Here is a 17117-nt window from a genome sequence, read left to right as displayed (position 1 = left end):
GCTCAGGGGCGGCTTTGGCAGAGCAAACATCCCTCAACTGTCGCGCTGGAGACACCACGGCAACAGCTTTGTCGGCTGCTTTACACTGAGTTTGCTGTTGAACTTGGGTGAGCAAATATCTTGTGAGCGCGTGCGTGTAGCGTCATTGGCACTGACTGGCCACAACGATTTGCGCAGCTTCTGATCGACAGCTGTGTGCGAACCTTCTATTTGGCTGCCTGTATCGTTACAATTCGCGGGTTGCACCCAAACACCCCCCCAAGCGTCGTCCGGCATTAACGACGACGCCAACCCTGGCGATGCTCCCTGCCCAGGGCTTTCACCCTCGACTGAGCCAAGGCTCAGTCGAAACCCTTGATTGGCGCTGCGGGAACCGCGGTGCATCTCGCCGACACGCGTGGTACCCCTGCGCTGTCGGCCTCTCGCCCGGCCAACGGAGCCGTGTCCAGAACCGGCAATCCTGCCCCGCACGATCAGTGTGGTCGCCGTTATCAGGCCCTTTCCTGGCTGGGCGTTTCATCAGCGGAACCGAGCTACCCAAGGTGGTTCGAGCCCCGCTTTCAAATGCGCTTTCCACGGCGTCTGCACGCTTGGCCCACGCACTTGTGCGGGCGCCGGGCGAGCCTGCTTTGGGGACCGCTGCCCAAACGCGCCCATGCGCGCGTGCATGAAACAACCGAATGGATGGAATTCGCTCCGACTGTAAGGCAAGCCTGAGCAGGCGGCGTCGAATGAAGTACGCAACAGGAGAAAGCTCATGCCCTTCGTACCTCCCAAGGATCAACACTGCAACGGTGATGATCCGACCACCCCAGCGACTGCTGGCCCCTGCGTGAAGTCGATGCCAGCACTCGAACGCAGCAAATTTGGCGGCACGCCTCGCCGCCCTGGGCGGCCAGGCGACGCTGACGACCCTCCGGTATCGCGCAGTGACCTCAGCAAAGGTCACGACCAATTGGTCGTACATCGGGAGGCGCGCATCAACTGGCGCGTGCTGCTGATTTCGTCAATGGTGATCCTGGCGTTTTCCATTGCCACGATCCTCATGCCCGATGCAGCACGCTCGACGATGAAGCACACCACCGACTGGATTGCGACGAATTTGGGTTGGTACTACGTGCTGACGATGACCCTGGTCATCGGCTTCGTGCTGTGGGTCGCGTTTTCCAAAGAAGGGGACGTGCGCATCGGCCCTGACCACTCGCGGCCGCAGTACAAGCTGGTGACCTGGGTCGCCATGCTGTTCGCCGCAGGGGTCGGCATCGACATGCTGTTCTATTCGGTCACAGGCCCGGTCGTGCAGTACTTGCACCCGCCCAGCGGCGAAGGCGGTACTGCCCAGGCCATGCAGGATGCGGTGGTCTGGACCATGTTTCACTATGGCATCGCCGGGTGGGCGATGTATGCCCTGCTGGGTATGGCCATGGGTTACTTCGCCTATCGGTGGGACATGCCGCTGTCGATCCGCGCCGCGCTCTACCCGCTGTTTGGCAAGCGCGTGCGCGGCCCCTTGGGCGATGGCATCAGCATCATTGCGCTGGTTGGCACCGTATTTGGCGTCGCCACGTCGATGGGTATCGGCGTGGTACTGCTGAGCGTTGGTTTTTCGCTGTTGTTCGGCCTGGAACAGGGCCTGTCATTACAGATCGCATTGGTGCTGGGGGCTGTAGCGCTGACCATTGCCGCCACCACCTCCGGGGTTGACCGAGGCATCCGCTGGATCGCCGAGCTGAACCTTTGGAGCGCCGTGGCGATGATGCTGTACATCCTGATAACAGGGCAGACGGCGTTCTTGTTGAATGCACTGGTGTCGAACATCGGCCAGTTTCTCGTCAGCTTCCCCGCGCGCACATTCCAGACGTTTGCCTACGAGCCCGACGGGGCCGGCTGGATGGCGGGGTGGACGTTGTTTTTCTGGGCCTTCTGGCTGGCCTGGGGGCCCTTCGTCGGCGTGTTCCTGGCGCGAATCTCGCGCGGCCGCACCTTGCGTGAATTCGTCCTTGCGGCAGTCACAGCGCCAGTGCTTTGCGACTTCATCATTGTCTCGCTGTTCGGCAACAGCGCACTGTTCCAGGTGCTTGAGGGCAACACCGAGTTCGCCACGCTGGCGATGGACAGCCCCGAGCAGGGTTGGTACGCACTGCTGCAGATGTTCCCTGGCTCGATGTTTCTGATTGGCCTGGCAACGCTGTCCGGCTTGCTGTTCTACCTCACCAGCGCCAACTCCGGAGCGATGGTGATGTCGAACTTTTCTGCAACGATCCCTGACCCTGCCCAAGACGGCCCGAGCTGGCTGCGTATCTTCTGGGCCTTGCTCACGGCCATGCTCACGGTGGCGATGCTGGTCGCAGGCGGGGTCACGACCATGGAGTATGCAACGCTGATCTTCGCGCTACCGGTGACGATCATCGCTTATCTGGTGATGGCATCTTTCTACAAGGTATTGCGCATGGAACGTGCCGAACGTGAAGGGCGCGTGCTGCGCCGGCCCTCGATGGCGGCTGGCGGCGGGCAGGTCCCGGAGCGCTCGTGGAAGCAACGGCTTGAGCACCTGCGGGCGTACCCAACGCTGCGCCAGGTCACCCAGTTCCTTGACCGAACAGTGGGCCCTGCGCTGGACGAGGTCGTCGCTGAATTTCGCCAGCAGGGCTATGACGTCATCCGCGAAAGCCTGGTCAATACCCGCGGCGTCGAGGAACCGATGCTGCGGGTATCGATGGACAGCTTCCGGGACTTCCATTACCACGTCGCCATTGTCGAGGCGCCTGTGCCCATGTTCAGTGGCCGCATGACGCGCGAGATCGATGTCTATTACCGTTTGGAGGTGTTCACCCAGACGGGGTCTGGTGGTTATGACTTGATGGGCCTGACCAAGCAGCAGGTCATGGACGATGTGCTCAATCGCTATGAGGCCCACTTGGCGTTCCTTGTTTTCTCCAGCGAGAACGCCACCCCCTCCGTGCTGACACCCAGGCATTGCCTTGATCGCTGATGGCGCACGGTAGCGGCAGGCGAAGAAGAGGGCCAGCGCCTTCGCGTGGCCCCTTGGGCCTGTGTCAGAACAGGTCCTGCAGGGTTTGCTGCGTGGCGTTCAGCGATGGGTCACCCCCCTGCGTGGTGCTCATCGCCGGCGCGCTCTCGGCCTTGAACACTTCCATGGCCGTCTGCGGCCCCTGCGCCGATGCCGCCGTCCCGTCCGCCGTGTTGATCAGCCGGGTTATCACCCCGTCGGGCATGGGCTGCGAGTGGGGGGCCGTTCCGGCAAGTGCCGCCTGCATGTAGTCCATCCAGATGGGCAGGGCGATGGTCACGCCCCATTCGCGCCGCCCCAGGCTTTGCGGCTGATCGAAACCTGCCCAGACGCTCGTCACGTAGTTGCCGTTGTAGCCGGTGAACCAGGAGTCCTTGGCTTCGTTGGTGGTGCCCGTCTTGCCCGCGATGTCGGGGCGATGCAGGGCGGAAGCGGCGCGGCCGGTACCTCGCTTGATGACATCCTGGAGCATGCTGGTGAGCAGGTAGGTCGTGCGGCTGTCCACGACCTGTTCTGCGGCTACTTCAGGTGCCGGGTTGTCGGCGCTGGGCGCGGAACGCGGGGTGGCCTTGAAGACGATGCGGCCTGCGCGGTCTTCGACCCGGTCGATGAAGAAAGGCGTGACCTTGTAGCCGCCGTTGGCGAGCACGCTCCAGCCACCGACCACCGCCATGGGGGTCACGGAGGCCGTGCCCAGGGCAAGGGAAAGGTTGCGCGGCATGTCGTTGGCGTCGAAACCGAAACGCGTGATGTAGTCGATGGTCGAATCGACGCCCATGGCTTGCAGCAGGCGTATCGAGATCATGTTCCTGGAGCGATACAGCGCTTCGCGCAGGCGAATGGGGCCGAGGAAGGTGCGGTTTTCGTTCTGCGGGCGCCAAGCTGGCCCCGCGTAGTCGCCGCCCAGCACGATGGGCGCGTCGTTGACGATGCTCGCCGGCGTATAGCCGTTGTCGAGCGCCGCACAGTAGATGAAGGGCTTGAAGCTTGAGCCCGGTTGCCGTTTGGCCTGTACCACGCGGTTGAAACCGCTCTGGTTGAAATCGAAGCCACCGACCAGGGCCTTGATCGCGCCATTGCCCGGCGCTACCGACACCAGCGCGCCTTGCGCATCGGGCACCTGGCTGAAGCGGCGCTGGGAGCCTGCCCGCTCAACGCGGATCACATCGCCCGGCCTGACGATGTCTGCAGGCCGTGCCGGTTGGCGCCCCTGTGCGCTGTGGTTGATGAAGGGGCGGGCCCACGCCATCGTCTGCCAGGCGACGTCGTGTTGCTGGCCGGCCTGGTCGAGCACGGTGATGCGGTCGGCGAACACCTTCGTCACCGCCACAGCTTCCAGGCCGCCCAGTTGCGGATACCCTTTCAACCTTTCCTGCCATGCCGGGCTCAGGCTGCCGGAGAGGTGGCCTTCGGGGCCGCGATAGCCGTGGCGCTTGTCGTAGGTTTTCAAACCGTTCTGCAGTGCAGCGTTGGCCGCCGCCTGCAGCGTGCCGGAGACCGTCGTTACCACGCGAAAGCCTTGCGTATAGGCGTCATCCCCGTAGCGGCTGACCATCTGCGCCCGGACCATTTCGGCGATGTAGGGGGCACTGACCTCGGGTGCAGGCGCGTGATAACGCGCGGTCACGGGGGCTGCCAGCGCGGCGCGGTAGCGGGCCTGGTCGATGCTTCCCAGCGCGTACATTCGCCCCAGAATCCAGTCGCGGCGTTGTTTGGCCCTTGCCGGGTTGTTGATAGGGTTGAAGCGTGAGGGCGCCTTGGGCAAGCCCGCGATCATCGCGGTCTGCGCCAGGGTCAGTTGGGACACTGGCTTGCCGTAATAGATCTGCGCGGCGGCTGCGATGCCATAGGCCCGTTTGCCCAAGTAGATCTTGTTGACGTAGAGGTTGAAGATTTCGTCCTTGGTCAATGTGCGTTCAATGCGCAAGGCCAGCAGTATCTCGGTCAGTTTGCGTGAGAACGTCTTCTCTTTGCTCAAGAAGAAGTTCTTCGCCACCTGCATGGTGATGGTGCTGCCGCCGGAGCGCACGTGCCCGCTGCTGATCAACTCCAGGGCCGCACGCAGCAGGCCTGTGGGGTCGACGCCACGGTGATGGTAGAAGTTGGCATCCTCCGCAGCCATGAAGGCGGCCAGGAAGTCGCCGGGGATTTGCGAGGAGGGCAGGGGGATACGGCGTATCTCGCCAAATTCGGCGATCAGCTTGCCTTCTGCGCTGTATACCTGCAGCGGCTCTTGCAGTTGCACGGCCTTGAGGGTTTCTACATCGGGCAATTGTGGGTCGAGGTACAGATAGGTGCCGCTTGCACCCAGCACCAGCACGCTGGCAAGTGCCAGGGCACACCAGCCCAGGGCCTTTGAAAGCCGCATTCGTTGCTCCTTGAGTGGGTATTTCGATGGCGGTGGGGAGCGTCAGAGCATTCCAACGCGTGCGTCGGTCGGGGCGTTTTGCAGGGCATGCGCGACGTCGAATTCCGGTTTGAGCTGCCCGTGTGCATCCAGTAGCCAGGCGTCCATGACCTTCCTGACCACCGGCCCTGCGACCCGGGCCCCGGCTTCGCCGTTCTCGATCATCACGGCGACCACGATGGCCGGGCGTTGCGCGGGGGCAAAGGCGACGAAAAGGGCGTTGTCGCGGTGGCGTTCGCGGGTCTTGTTGCGGTTGTAGCGCTCGCCCTGCCTGATCGCGATGACCTGCGCGGTGCCACTCTTGCCGGCCATTCGGTAGGGCGCGCCCTGGGCTGCCCGGCGCCCGGCACCGCGCGGGTTGTGCATGACCATTTCCATGCCCTTTGCCACCTCGCGCCAGGTGTCCAGGTTTTTCAGGGTGATGTTGGGCAGTGGGTGGGGGTCGGCCGGTTTTTGCCCGCCAATCGACAGCGCCAGGTGCGGCCGATTCCAGATGCCTCTGCTGGCAATCAGGCTGGTGGCCTGGGCCATCTGCAGCGGCGTCATCTGCACATAGCCCTGGCCGATGCCGGCGATCAGCGTTTCGCCGGGGTACCACTGCTGGCGGCGGGTGGCGCGCTTCCAGGCTGGGGAGGGCATCAGCCCGGGCGCTTCCTCGAACAGGTCGATCGACACCCGCTGCCCCAGGCCGAACGCGGTGAGGTAGCTGTGCAACCGCTCGATACCCAGCCTGTGGGCCAGGTCGTAGAAGTAGGTGTCATTGGAGCGCATGATCGCGTCGTACATATCCACCCAGCCGTCGCCGGCCCGATTCCAGTTGCGGTACTTGTGCCGGTAGTTGGGCAGCTCGTAATAGCCACGGTCGAATACCCGCTGGTAGGGGGTGATGACGCCACTGTCCAGCCCTGCCACCAGCACCATCGGTTTGATGGTCGAGGCCGGGGGGTAGAGGCCGCGTAGCACGCGGTTGAACAGCGGCATGTCGGCTGAATCGCGCAAGGCTGCGTAGGCCGGGGCAGTGATGCCCTTGACGAAAGGGTTGGGGTCGAAGCTGGGCCGGCTGACCATGGCCAGCACTTCGCCGGTTGCCGGGTCCAGAGCGACCACAGCGCCACGCCGGTCGCCCAGGGCCTGCTCGGCAGCACCTTGCAGTGACGCGTCGATGGTCAGCACGATGTCCTGGCCTGGGGTCGGGTTGTGCCGGCCCAGCACGCGGATCACCTTGCCTTGCGCATTGGTTTCCACTTCTTCGAAACCCATCTGGCCATGCAGGGCGTTTTCATAGAAGCGCTCGATGCCGGTTTTGCCGATCTGTTCCGTGCTCAGGTATTTTGCGTGGTCGAGTTGCTTGTACTCTTTTTCATTGATGCGCCCGACATAACCCACCGAATGGGCGAAGTGTTCGGCCAACGGGTACACCCGTGAAAACTGTGCGTGAACATCTACGCCCGGCAGTTGAAATTGATTCACTGCCACCCGTGCGATCTGCTGTTCGGTGAGGTCCGTCATCAACACGACGGGCTCGAAGGCTCTGCCCCTGCGGTGCAAGGCCCGGTCCAGCTTGTCGCGTTGACTGGCGCTCAAACCCAGCACCTGGCACAACTGGCTGACGACGGCCTTGGTATCGCCCGCGCGTTCGCGGGTGATGGTCAGGTTGAAGGTGGGGATGTTGTCGGCCAGCACGACGTTGTTGCGGTCATAGATGATGCCCCGTGCTGCTGCGAGTGGCCGCACATGCACGCGGTTCTTTTCTGCGACCGCAACGTGTAGATCATGCTGAGTGACTTGCAGGAAGTACAACCGGCACACCAGTGCGGTTGTCAGGGCCAGGACCAGTATGGCGCTGGCGATAATTCTTGTTTTTACAATCCTGTGGCTGGCTTCCCTGTCCTGTAGTTCGGTGGGATGTGTCATCTGGAAATACTTACCGCTTTTTGCAGGCCTTACGCTTTTGGGTTTTTTATTCTAAGGCGCGTGAAGTATTCATCAATGCGCACTTCGGGCTATCTGATATCAACCCGGTTGATGTCACACAAGGGCTATTGCGGGCTCAGGTCAGGCAAAAGGTTTTATCCACCAGTTCGATGATCATCGCCTTGACCCTTTGCAGCGTGCTGTCGTGCTTGCTGCCCACTCGCGTGCCGATTTCCAGGTCGTAGGAGGGCATGGGCACGGGGCAGGGGAATGTTTGCAGCGTGCTGACCCTTTCCATGGCGCGTGCCGCGTGGGTTGGCACCGTGGTGATCAGTTTCGAGCCCATCAGCAGAAACGGCACGGCGGCAAAGTGCGAGGTCGAGGCGTGGATACGGCGTTTGTAGCCTACGGCATTCAAGCCTTCGTCGACGATGCCGACGAAACCCGCCGACGAGACCAGCAGGTGGGGCCGCTGGGCGTAGTCTTCGGCGGTGGTGGGCAGGGTGTTGTCGGCATCGGCAATGCCCAGGTAATTGCCCCGGCCAAGGCGCTGCCGGGCGATCAGCGGCGACGACATCCCGCCCGCCGACAAGGCGATGTCTATCTGGTGACGCATCAGCATGTCCTGGACCAGGCCGCTGTGGGTCTGCCGAAAAATCACCCGCAAGCCCTGCAGGTGCTCGTCGATCTGCGCTACCAGGCTTTGGCCCAGGGCGATTTCACTGTCATCGGACAAACCGAGGGTGATCGTCCTGCCCTTGATGTCCTGGTCACCGCCTGAAAGCGCAAGGGCTTGCCGGCAGCAATTGAGGGCCTCGCCAATCAGCGGTGCCAGCTCGTTGGCGCGCCGGGTCGGGCGCAGGCCACGGCCGGTGCGCTCGAACAACGGGTCGGCGTAGATTTCACGCAGGCGGCCAAGTGCGGCACTGACCGCAGGCTGGGTGACGCCCAGGCGTATGGCCGCGCGGCTGGCGCCGCCTTCTTCGATCAGGGCGACGAAAACCCTGAGCAGGTTCAGGTCGACACTTTCGATATCAAAGCTTTTCATATCAGATATCTTGATAGTTGATTGATTAATAGTATAGGGGTGCGGACAATGCCCGGCAAATAGTTAGCTAATGCATGAATCGGTTATTGGTTGGGCAGGTAAATTGATATTGATGAACGCAAGCAAAGTTGTTGCGGGCTTACTGCTGGCTATTGCTGTCGGCACGTTGAATGCCGCCTCCATCGCGCCACAAGGTGAGTTGCACGGCAGTGTAATGACGCCGCTTGGCAAGCAATTGATAACTGAACTTCAAGTCGCGCTGCAGGGGCATAACTATTATCAAGGCGATATCGATGGTTTGTTTGGCAGCGAAACACAAGAGGCCATCTATCTGCTGCAGTTGGACCACGCGTTGCCCTTGACCGGGAGCGTCAATGTGCAACTTCTGGAATGGCTCGGTATTGAACCCCCCGCCTGGCTGTTGCCCTGATTCATCGCTGTGAGTGTTTAGATGCGTTCCCCTTCTAGAACGCTGCCCGGTTATCCGTGGCGGTTCAGGCTCGTGGTCGGCCTTGTACTTATTCTTGCGTTGACGCTGTGCTGGCGCATTGTCGAGCTGCAAATCGTCGATAACGCCTTCCTGCGCCAACAGGGTGATGCGCGCAGCCTGCGTTATCTGACCCACCCCGCGCCCCGAGGGGTGATCACCGACCGCGCCGGGCACCCGCTGGCTGTCAGCACCCCCGTGGTGACCCTGTGGGCTGACATGCGTGAACTGTCTGCCGAGCAGGCCAAATGGCCGTCGCTCGCCCAGGCGTTGCAGATGCCGCTTGCGACGCTCGAAAAACGCTTTGCGCAAAACCGCCACAAGGCGTTTTTCTACCTGCGCAGGCGCCTGCCCCCTGACCGGGCCGGGCAGGTGTTGCAGGTGGTCCACCAACAGCACATCAAGGGTATCTACAGCCTGGAGGAATCGCAGCGCTTCTATCCTGCAGGTGCCATCGCCGCGCAGGTCGTCGGTTTTACCGATATCGACAACAACGGCCGCGAGGGCGTGGAGCTGGCCTACGATCAGGCCCTACGTGGGGTCAGCGGCAGGCAGCATGTGGTCAAGGACCGCAGGGGGCAGGTGATCCAGGACCTGGGCGTGAGCCGGCCTGCAAAACAGGCGCAGGACCTGGCGCTGTCCCTGGACATACGCCTGCAGTACCTGGCGAGCCGCGAGTTGGCCAAGGCCGTGGCCGACAATGGTGCCGACGCCGGAAGTGTCGTGATCCTCGATGTCGAGACCGGGGAGCTGCTGGCCCTGGCCAACTACCCCAGCTACAACCCCAACAACCGTGCACAGGCCAGCCCATCAGCGATGAGAAACCGAGCGCTGGTGGACGTGTTCGAGCCTGCCTCGACGATGAAACCCTTCTCGGTGACCGCTGCACTGGAAAGCGGGCGCTGGAAACCGTCCGACACCGTGCTGGTGAGAACCGGCAGCCTGAAGGTGGGCAGGTTCACCATCCGGGATGCCTCGCGCACCGCCGGCGAGCGGCTCGACATGGCCGGGATCCTGGTGCGCTCCAGCAACGTTGCGATCAGCCAGGTGGCATTCGACATTGGCGGCGAGACGATTCATGGCCTGCTGCAGCGCGTGGGCCTGGGGCAGACGACCGGTACGGCGTTCCCCGGGGAGCGTTCGGGCGTGCTGCCCTGCCGACGCCAGTGGCGCGACGCCGAAACCGCGGCGATGTCCTACGGCTATGGCGTTTCCGTCACCGCCGTGCAGTTGGCCAAGGCCTACGCGACCCTGGTCAATGGCGGCAGAAGTGTGCCGGTCTCGCTGTTGCGTGTCGGCGAACCTGCGCACGCACGTCAGGCGATACCGGCACCGGTGGCCAATGCGCTGAAGCACATGCTGGTACAGGTTGTCGAAGCGCCCAGGGGCATTTATCGGGCCAAGGTGCCGGGCTACCACGTGGGCGGCAAGAGCGGTACCGCCAGGCGGCCCAGCGCTACCAGCAAGGGCTACCAGCACAAGGCGTACAGGGCGATGTTCGCCGGGTTCGGCCCTGCCGCTGCGCCGAAATTCGTGGTGGTCGTGATGATCGACAACCCGTCCACGCACGGCTATTTCGGTGGGCTGGTATCGGCGCCGGTTTTCAGCAAGGTCATGGCGCAGGCGCTTCGGCTTTACAGCATCGCACCGGACAATCTGCCCTGACCTGTGGCCAGTACCGGCCTCATCGCCGGCAAGCCGGCTCCCACAGGAATATCACCGGCCTTCAGGCCTGCGTGGGAGCCGGCTTGCCGGCGATGGGCGCTTCACACCGCCGCGCTGCGCTCGCGGATATCAATGTTCAAGATGCGGTCGTTCTCGCTGTAGTCGACCGGGCAGTCGATCACGTGCACGCCTGGGGTCTTGATGCAGTGCTCGAGCAGCGCCAGCAAGCCTTCGGCGCTTTCCACGCGGTGGCCATTGGCACCATAGGCTTCGGCGTATTTGACGAAGTCCGGGTTGCCGTAGTCCAGGCCGAAATCGGTGAAGCCCATGTTGGCCTGTTTCCAGCGGATCATGCCGTAGCCGTCGTCACGCAGGATCACCACGGTGATGTGCATGCCCAGGCGTACTGCGGTTTCCAGCTCCTGGCTGTTCATCATGAAACCGCCGTCGCCACACACCGAGATCACCGGGCGGTCCGGGTACACCAGGTGCGCGGCCATGGCCGATGGCAGGCCGGCGCCCATGGTCGCCAAGGCGTTGTCCAGCAGTACGGTGTTGGGCTTGTGGGCCTTGTAGTTGCGGGCGAACCAGATCTTGTAGATGCCGTTGTCCAGGGCAACGATGCCTTCGGACGGCAATACGCGACGGAGGTCGGCAACTAGGCGTTGCGGATAGACGGGGAAGCGTGCGTCGTCAGCGCCTTCAGAGATCTGCGTTTCGTTTGCTTCACGGATGGCCATCAGACGGGTGAAGTCCCAGTGCGAGGTGTCAGTCAGGGCTTCATGGATCTGCCACACAGCGTTGGCGATGTCGCCAATCACTTCGATCTGAGGGAAGTACACGGCGTCGACTTCGGCGGCACGGAAGTTGATGTGAATGACTTCAGTGCCACCGCGAACCATGAAGAACGGCGGCTTCTCGATCACGTCATGGCCGATGTTGACGATCAGGTCGGCGGCTTCGATTGCACGGTGTACAAAATCACCGGACGACAACGCGGCATTACCGAGGAAGCAGGGATGGCGCTCGTCAACCACACCTTTGCCCATTTGGGTAGTGATGAACGGGATGCGAGTCTCGTCGATGAGTTGCTTGAGGACTTTGGCGGTCATCTTGCGGTTCGCACCGGCGCCGATCACCAGCAGAGGGTTGCGGGCTTTGTGCAGCTTCTCAACGGCCGCTTCGATCGCCTTGTGCTCGGCTAACGGTCGACGGTGGAGGCTCTGAGGGATCGGTAACGCATCGGTCTGCTCGGCGGCGATGTCTTCAGGTAGCTCCAGGTGCACCGCGCCCGGCTTCTCTTCCTCGGCCAGGCGGAACGCTTCACGCATGCGCGACGGGATGTTGTCGGCGGAGGCGAACTGGTGGGTGTACTTGGTGATGGGGGCCATCATGTCGCACACATCGATGATCTGGAAGCGGCCCTGCTTGGACTTCTTGATCGGCTTCTGGCCGGTGATCATCATCATCGGCATGCCGCCTAGATATGCATAGGCGCTGGCGGTGACCAGGTTGGTCGCGCCGGGGCCTAAGGTTGACAGGCTGACGCCAGTCTTGCCGGTCAGGCGCCCATAGGTCGCTGCCATGAAACCTGCAGACTGCTCGTGACGAGTCAGTACCAACTTGATCCTGGATTTACGCAGGGATTCCAGCAGATCGAGATTTTCCTCCCCGGGGATGCCGAACACATACTCAACACCTTCACTTTCCAAACATTGCACAACGAGATCAGCTGCCTTGGCCATCTATTGGTCCTGCCACTGTCGAGAGTGAGCCACGCGGGCAGAGGACGAGGCCTTTACCCGGTGCCGAATGAATTTCATGGAAAAGAGCAAACGCTTGGATTATTCGGCCATTCGGGGAAGTACCAGGGTGGCGTCAATGGCAACCAAGGCATTCAGTGCGAGCGCCGACACGCCGACCGTGGCGCGTGCGGGGTAAGGCGCTGCAAAGTAACGGCTCATGATTTCGTTCACGGCCGCAAAGTGCGAGAGTTCCGTGAGGTAGATAGTGAGTTTCCCTACGTCAACAAAACTACCGCCTGCGGCCTGTGCGACGGCCTGCAGGTTCTCGAGCACCTGAACGGTTTGGGCTTCGATCCCTTGCGCCAATTCCATCTTTTCAGGGTGAAGCGCGATTTGCCCGGTCAGGAAAACCAGGTCACCCATGCGCACGGCTTGCGAATACGGGCCGATAGCTTTCGGCGCCTGATCACTGTGGATAGCGATTCTGCTCATCAGATTTGATCCTGTCTTAGGGGGCGAGCCAACCTGCCTGCCAATGCTCGTCTTGCAAAATGAAGCGGGCCCGCTGGTGGATATCCTGGGAAAGGTCGAGCCACTCGATTTTTCTCAAATGGACAACCACCAGTGCGAAATTTTCAAAACCCTCCACGTGCGTTTCATAGGCTGCGCAAGGTGAAGAAATCGCCTCGCCTGGCAGGCGCCCATGGCGAAAGAGCGCCTGAGTACTGGCTCGGGCCTGCTCCCAGTGCTGGGCAAGGCGCGAAACATCCGACACAGGTTCAGCCTGGCCTTCTATCCGAAGCTGCAGCTTGCCGGTCGGATCTACGCAGGTCATAGCGACTCTGGGTTCGGCACGTATCTCTGCGAGCTTCGCCGAGCGCTTGTCCGCATAAAAGATGATCGACCTCGTCGACTCATCGGCATGGCGCAAGACCACCGTGCGTACCTTGGGTTGCCCTTCGATATCGACGGTGGCCAGTTGCATCAAGCGAAATGGATTTGGCGTACTGCCAACCGGTATGGATAAATCCGACCAGACCTTGGCCAATATCAGATCAAGCATGGCAATCGCCTAGAGGAGAAAGGGCCGCGTACCGAGTGCGGCCCGGAGATACTCAGACGCTGCGGGTAACGCCGCCGTCGACCTTGATGTTCTGGCCGGTAATGTAGGCGGCCCCGTCGCTCGCCAGGAAGGCGATGGTGGCGGCAATTTCTTCGCTGGTGCCATAGCGCTTGAGCGGCACACCTTCGCGACGTTGTTCGGTAGCAGGAAGACTGTCGATCCAGCCCGGCAACACGTTATTGATGCGAATGTTGTCGGCGGCATACTTGTCAGCAAAGATCTTGCTGAACGACGCCAGGCCGGCACGGAAAACCGCCGAAGTTGGGAACAGTTCGCTTGGCTCGAACGCCCATGCCGTAGAAATGTTGATGATCGCACCGCCGTTCTGGCGCTGCATGTACGGCGTCACCAGTCGTGCAGGGCGAATGACGTTGAGCAGGTAAGTCTCCATGCCTTGGTGCCAATCTTCGTCGCTGATCTCGAGGATCGGTGCCCGCGGGCCATGGCCGGCGCTGTTGACCAACACATCGATACGGCCCCATTTCTGAATGACGGCGTCGACCAGGCGCTGCAGGTCTTCGATTGACTGGTTACTGCCGGTTACGCCAATACCGCCGAGCTCCTGCGCCAGGGCCTCGCCTTTGCCAGAGGAAGAAAGAATACCGACATTGAAGCCATCGGCAGCCAGTCTGCGCGCAGCTGCCGCCCCCATACCGCTACCACCGGCCGTGACGATTGCTACTTTTTCTACTGTCATAGATCCTCCTGAGTGAAGTGTGGATAGGTTGTTTGTGGAATGAGAGTAGCGGCGCTCGGTCTTTCTAAGAGAGACAGCAAGCCTTTTAAATGACAGTAGAAAATCTATTGGCGAACAGTATTCAGGTGAAGCGTATCGACGGTTGACCACGGCCAGCCGGCGACCGGGATCGCACGCAGCATGACGCTTTGAATCTGCTAACTTGAACGCCAAGTACGCACCGCAAAAGCTTAGGACCGGCCATACCCATGGCTTCCCTGCCAAAGGAGTCACCCCATGTCGAAGCTCTATCCCAGTATTGATCCTGAGGGGCTGGTCGAGTATTCGGTGGTCTACACCGATCGCTCGCTCAATCACATGTCGCAGACCTTTCAAGGCGTGATGAGGAACATTTCCACGACCCTGAAACAGGTCTACAACGCCCAGGCCGTTGCGGTAGTGCCGGGCAGCGGGACCTTCGGCATGGAATCGGTAGCGCGACAGTTCGCCACCGGCAAGCAATGCCTGGTAATCCGTAACGGCTGGTTCAGTTATCGCTGGAGCCAGATCCTCGAGGTGGGCAACATCCCGGCGGCCACCACGGTGCTGAAGGCGCGACCGGTCGACACGGGCCGCCAGGCAGCCTACGCACCCCCGCCGCTGGACGAAGTGCTGGCAGCCATCGAGGCGCACAAGCCCCAGGTTGTCTTTGCCCCCCACGTTGAAACCGCATCAGGGATCATCCTGCCCGACGAATACCTGCGCGCCGTCGGCGACGCCGTGCATGCGGTGGGTGGGCTATTCGTGCTGGACTGCATTGCCTCAGGCACGCTGTGGGTCGATATGCACAAGTGCGCAGTCGACCTGCTGATCAGCGCACCGCAGAAAGGCTGGAGCGCCTCGCCTTGCTGCGCCCTGGTGATGCTCAGTGCCCTGGCCCTCGAGCGCATTGAGCAGACGCAAAGCAGTAGCTTTGCCTGCGACCTGAAAAAGTGGCTGCAGATCATGCAGGCCTACGAACAGGGCGGCCATGCCTACCATGCGACCATGCCCAGTGACGCGCTCGCGCGGTTCAGCGACGTGATCAACGAGATGCACGCCTACGGTTTCGACAAGCTGCGCGACGAGCAACAGGCGCTGGGTAACCGCGTGCGCGCCCTGCTGACCGGCAAAGGCTTCAGAAGCGTGGCCGCCGCCGGGTTCCAGGCCCCGGGCGTAGTGGTGAGCTATACCGATGATGGTGATATCAAGAACGGTAAGAAGTTTGCCGAGCACGGCCTGCAGATAGCCGCCGGGGTGCCGTTGCAATGTGACGAACCGGCCGACTTCCAGACTTTTCGCATTGGTTTGTTCGGCCTCGAGAAAGTGCGCAATATCGAGCGCACGGTCAGCATTCTTGAACAGGCACTGGACGAAGTGATGGTGAACTAAAGCCCGCCTAACGGGTTGCAGTTGTCCGCTTTGGGTCCGACCCGAAGCAGACACCTGCAACCGGGGCCGCTTCGCAGCCCGTCGCCGGCAAGCCGGCTCCCACAGTACAGCGCAGGCCTGAAGGAGGGTGTGATACTCCTGTGGGAGCCGGCTTGCCGGCGATGAGGCCGGTACTGACCACAGAGCTTTGGATCGTTGCGCGCAATCCAAGCTGAGTGCTCTCACGCTCTGATAAGACCCACCGGTCTGGCCCGCTTGCAGGGCAATCTTGCATAACTCAAAATCGCCGCTTAGCTCACCTCTCGGAAGCCGCGATGCCTGACATATTGCTGAAGCCGGAATTGCCTGGCGTAGCGCTTAAGCGATGGCGTTTGCTGCACCGCGTCAAACAGTCCCATGCGGCGAGCTTGTTCAACGTCACTCAATCAACTATCTCTCGCTGGGAGAGTGGTGTACTGGCACTGGACCCGTTCTCCCGCAGCACTTTGGAGAAGCTACTTACCGCTCGTCTTGATACCGCCGCAGATCAGGCATTGGCGCGGCTGGTGAAAGAAAGCGTGCGGCCCGTTCATCTCATGTGCGACCTGACGCATAGATTGCTAGCGTGCTCGCCCTCACGCGCAGCCCAGTTCACCAGCCCCGTCAGCACACTGCTGGGGCAGTCACTGTGGCGTTTCGCTTCGCCGCAGATCGTTGCCAAGGAATTGATGCTGGACGAACTGGGGTGGCGGGAAGCACTCGCGCCCCCAGCGCTGGAATTTGCAAGCGGTACCAATGATTCCTGCCTTGTGCCCATCAGCCACAGTCTCTGTCGCTGGACACGTATCCCGCTCTCGGATGGCTCTGCTGCACGTCTGGTGGAAACGCTGTGATCGATTGCGGCGCATAGCGCCCGCATTTTTTATGCGTGGACGCTGCGTACTTTCAGCTCTAGGCTGCTCTGATCCAGTCAAGGCAGCCCACAGTTTGCCAACAGTGCCAGGAGCAATCATGGATATCGAGAAGCTTAAAGGGCGTCTCGCCTTTCTAACTGAAGCGGAAAAACTCAAGGATGTACTCAGAACGGCCCATACCTCTTCCGGTCGTACCGAGAGCACGGCTGAACATAGCTGGCGCCTCTGCCTGATGGCCATCGTTTTCGAGGATCAACTGGCCGGTCTCGATAAGCTGAAACTCATCAAGATGTGCGTCATCCATGACTTGGGCGAAGCCATCAATGGCGATATTCCCGCTGTTAGCAAGGACGCGTTTCCCGACAAGAGCCAACAGGAGCGAAACGACCTTCTCCTCTTGACCCGTACACTGGATGACACGGTTAAAGCTGAAATCCTTGCGCTGTGGGATGACTATGAAAATGCACGTTCGCCCGAGGCCCAGGCCGTCAAGGCGCTAGATAAGCTGGAAACCATCCTTCAGCACAATCAAGGCAAGAACCCGCCAGATTTCGATTACGCGTTCAACCTAAGTTACGGCAAGAAATACACGGATGCCTATCCACTGTTCGAGGTGCTTCGCGGCCTTCTCGACGAAAACACCAGGAAAAATATCCAAAGCCCTCAAGATCGCCATGGCGAATGACCTTGCACAGCG

At 61.2% G+C, this 17117-nt stretch carries 13 protein-coding genes; 6 read left to right on the top strand and 7 right to left on the bottom strand.

The genetic code is table 11. The annotated features are described in order from the left end of the window. Window positions 1-757: 757 nt before the first annotated feature. Complete coding sequence (gene betT / locus ACIPG5_RS20885) at window positions 758-2992, top strand: choline BCCT transporter BetT (protein ID WP_401377811.1); 2235 nt, start codon at window positions 758-760, stop codon at window positions 2990-2992. A gap of 64 nt (window positions 2993-3056) precedes the next feature. Here betT and ACIPG5_RS20880 read toward each other — a convergent pair whose 3' ends face one another. The 3 genes from ACIPG5_RS20880 to ACIPG5_RS20870 form a co-directional block, all read right to left on the bottom strand. After that, window positions 3057-5399 (bottom strand): penicillin-binding protein 1A, encoded by a 2343-nt coding sequence (locus tag ACIPG5_RS20880; protein ID WP_401377809.1) that lies wholly within the window; start codon window positions 5397-5399, stop codon window positions 3057-3059. A gap of 42 nt (window positions 5400-5441) precedes the next feature. Continuing rightward, window positions 5442-7352, bottom strand: a complete 1911-nt coding sequence (gene mrdA, locus ACIPG5_RS20875; protein ID WP_401377806.1) for a penicillin-binding protein 2 — start codon at window positions 7350-7352, stop codon at window positions 5442-5444. 136 nt (window positions 7353-7488) lie between these two features. Further along, entirely contained in the window at window positions 7489-8400 is a 912-nt protein-coding gene (locus tag ACIPG5_RS20870; RefSeq protein WP_401377803.1) for a LysR family transcriptional regulator, read from the bottom strand. 70 nt (window positions 8401-8470) lie between these two features. Here ACIPG5_RS20870 and ACIPG5_RS20865 point away from each other — a divergent pair, with 70 nt between their 5' ends. Then, window positions 8471-8830 carry a peptidoglycan-binding protein gene (locus ACIPG5_RS20865; protein WP_401377800.1) on the top strand — a complete coding sequence of 120 codons (360 nt, stop codon included), beginning with the start codon at window positions 8471-8473 and terminating at the stop codon, window positions 8828-8830. Window positions 8831-8851: 21 nt separating this feature from the next. After that, entirely contained in the window at window positions 8852-10552 is a 1701-nt protein-coding gene (locus ACIPG5_RS20860; RefSeq protein WP_401377798.1) for a peptidoglycan D,D-transpeptidase FtsI family protein, read from the top strand. 101 nt (window positions 10553-10653) lie between these two features. On the opposite strand, the gene ACIPG5_RS20855 is transcribed toward ACIPG5_RS20860, so the two are convergent. From ACIPG5_RS20855 to ACIPG5_RS20840, 4 genes are all read right to left on the bottom strand, one after another. Continuing rightward, window positions 10654-12297, bottom strand: coding sequence for an acetolactate synthase large subunit (locus ACIPG5_RS20855; protein ID WP_401377795.1), 1644 nt, complete (start codon window positions 12295-12297; stop codon window positions 10654-10656). Window positions 12298-12396: 99 nt separating this feature from the next. Beyond that, complete coding sequence (locus tag ACIPG5_RS20850; RefSeq protein WP_176511513.1) at window positions 12397-12789, bottom strand: Rid family detoxifying hydrolase; 393 nt, start codon at window positions 12787-12789, stop codon at window positions 12397-12399. 16 nt (window positions 12790-12805) lie between these two features. Then, window positions 12806-13360, bottom strand: coding sequence for a pyridoxamine 5'-phosphate oxidase family protein (locus tag ACIPG5_RS20845; protein ID WP_401377792.1), 555 nt, complete (start codon window positions 13358-13360; stop codon window positions 12806-12808). Between the two features lie 52 nt (window positions 13361-13412). Continuing rightward, window positions 13413-14117 (bottom strand): SDR family oxidoreductase, encoded by a 705-nt coding sequence (locus ACIPG5_RS20840; protein ID WP_286915517.1) that lies wholly within the window; start codon window positions 14115-14117, stop codon window positions 13413-13415. Window positions 14118-14393: 276 nt separating this feature from the next. On the opposite strand from ACIPG5_RS20840, the gene ACIPG5_RS20835 reads away from it, so the two are divergent. The 3 genes from ACIPG5_RS20835 to ACIPG5_RS20825 all read left to right on the top strand — a co-directional run bounded on the left by ACIPG5_RS20835 (window position 14394) and on the right by ACIPG5_RS20825 (window position 17105). Continuing rightward, window positions 14394-15527, top strand: coding sequence for an aminotransferase class V-fold PLP-dependent enzyme (locus ACIPG5_RS20835; RefSeq protein ID WP_401377789.1), 1134 nt, complete (start codon window positions 14394-14396; stop codon window positions 15525-15527). A 314-nt stretch (window positions 15528-15841) separates the two neighbouring features. Next, window positions 15842-16399, top strand: coding sequence for a helix-turn-helix domain-containing protein (locus tag ACIPG5_RS20830; protein WP_401377786.1), 558 nt, complete (start codon window positions 15842-15844; stop codon window positions 16397-16399). A 118-nt stretch (window positions 16400-16517) separates the two neighbouring features. Beyond that, window positions 16518-17105, top strand: coding sequence for an HD domain-containing protein (locus ACIPG5_RS20825; protein WP_176511518.1), 588 nt, complete (start codon window positions 16518-16520; stop codon window positions 17103-17105). Window positions 17106-17117 lie beyond the last annotated feature (12 nt).

The sequence above is a fragment of the Pseudomonas sp. NPDC087029 genome (genome assembly GCF_044745345.1).
Taxonomy (GTDB): domain Bacteria; phylum Pseudomonadota; class Gammaproteobacteria; order Pseudomonadales; family Pseudomonadaceae; genus Aquipseudomonas; species Aquipseudomonas faucium.
Note: the sequence above shows the minus strand (reverse complement) of the source record. Positions and strands in the feature narration are given on the sequence as shown.

What these genes read in the sequence shown, in the direction of transcription:
- ACIPG5_RS20825 (WP_176511518.1), top strand. Translation starts at nt 16,518, where the DNA reads ATGGATATCGAGAAGCTTAAAGGGCGTCTCGCCTTTCTAACTGAAGCG.
- ACIPG5_RS20860 (WP_401377798.1), top strand. Translation starts at nt 8,852, where the DNA reads ATGCGTTCCCCTTCTAGAACGCTGCCCGGTTATCCGTGGCGGTTCAGG.
- ACIPG5_RS20845 (WP_401377792.1), bottom strand. Translation starts at nt 13,360, where the DNA reads ATGCTTGATCTGATATTGGCCAAGGTCTGGTCGGATTTATCCATACCG.
- ACIPG5_RS20850 (WP_176511513.1), bottom strand. Translation starts at nt 12,789, where the DNA reads ATGAGCAGAATCGCTATCCACAGTGATCAGGCGCCGAAAGCTATCGGC.
- betT (WP_401377811.1), top strand. Translation starts at nt 758, where the DNA reads ATGCCCTTCGTACCTCCCAAGGATCAACACTGCAACGGTGATGATCCG.
- ACIPG5_RS20830 (WP_401377786.1), top strand. Translation starts at nt 15,842, where the DNA reads ATGCCTGACATATTGCTGAAGCCGGAATTGCCTGGCGTAGCGCTTAAG.
- ACIPG5_RS20835 (WP_401377789.1), top strand. Translation starts at nt 14,394, where the DNA reads ATGTCGAAGCTCTATCCCAGTATTGATCCTGAGGGGCTGGTCGAGTAT.
- mrdA (WP_401377806.1), bottom strand. Translation starts at nt 7,352, where the DNA reads ATGACACATCCCACCGAACTACAGGACAGGGAAGCCAGCCACAGGATT.
- ACIPG5_RS20840 (WP_286915517.1), bottom strand. Translation starts at nt 14,117, where the DNA reads ATGACAGTAGAAAAAGTAGCAATCGTCACGGCCGGTGGTAGCGGTATG.
- ACIPG5_RS20855 (WP_401377795.1), bottom strand. Translation starts at nt 12,297, where the DNA reads ATGGCCAAGGCAGCTGATCTCGTTGTGCAATGTTTGGAAAGTGAAGGT.
- ACIPG5_RS20870 (WP_401377803.1), bottom strand. Translation starts at nt 8,400, where the DNA reads ATGAAAAGCTTTGATATCGAAAGTGTCGACCTGAACCTGCTCAGGGTT.
- ACIPG5_RS20880 (WP_401377809.1), bottom strand. Translation starts at nt 5,399, where the DNA reads ATGCGGCTTTCAAAGGCCCTGGGCTGGTGTGCCCTGGCACTTGCCAGC.
- ACIPG5_RS20865 (WP_401377800.1), top strand. Translation starts at nt 8,471, where the DNA reads ATGCATGAATCGGTTATTGGTTGGGCAGGTAAATTGATATTGATGAAC.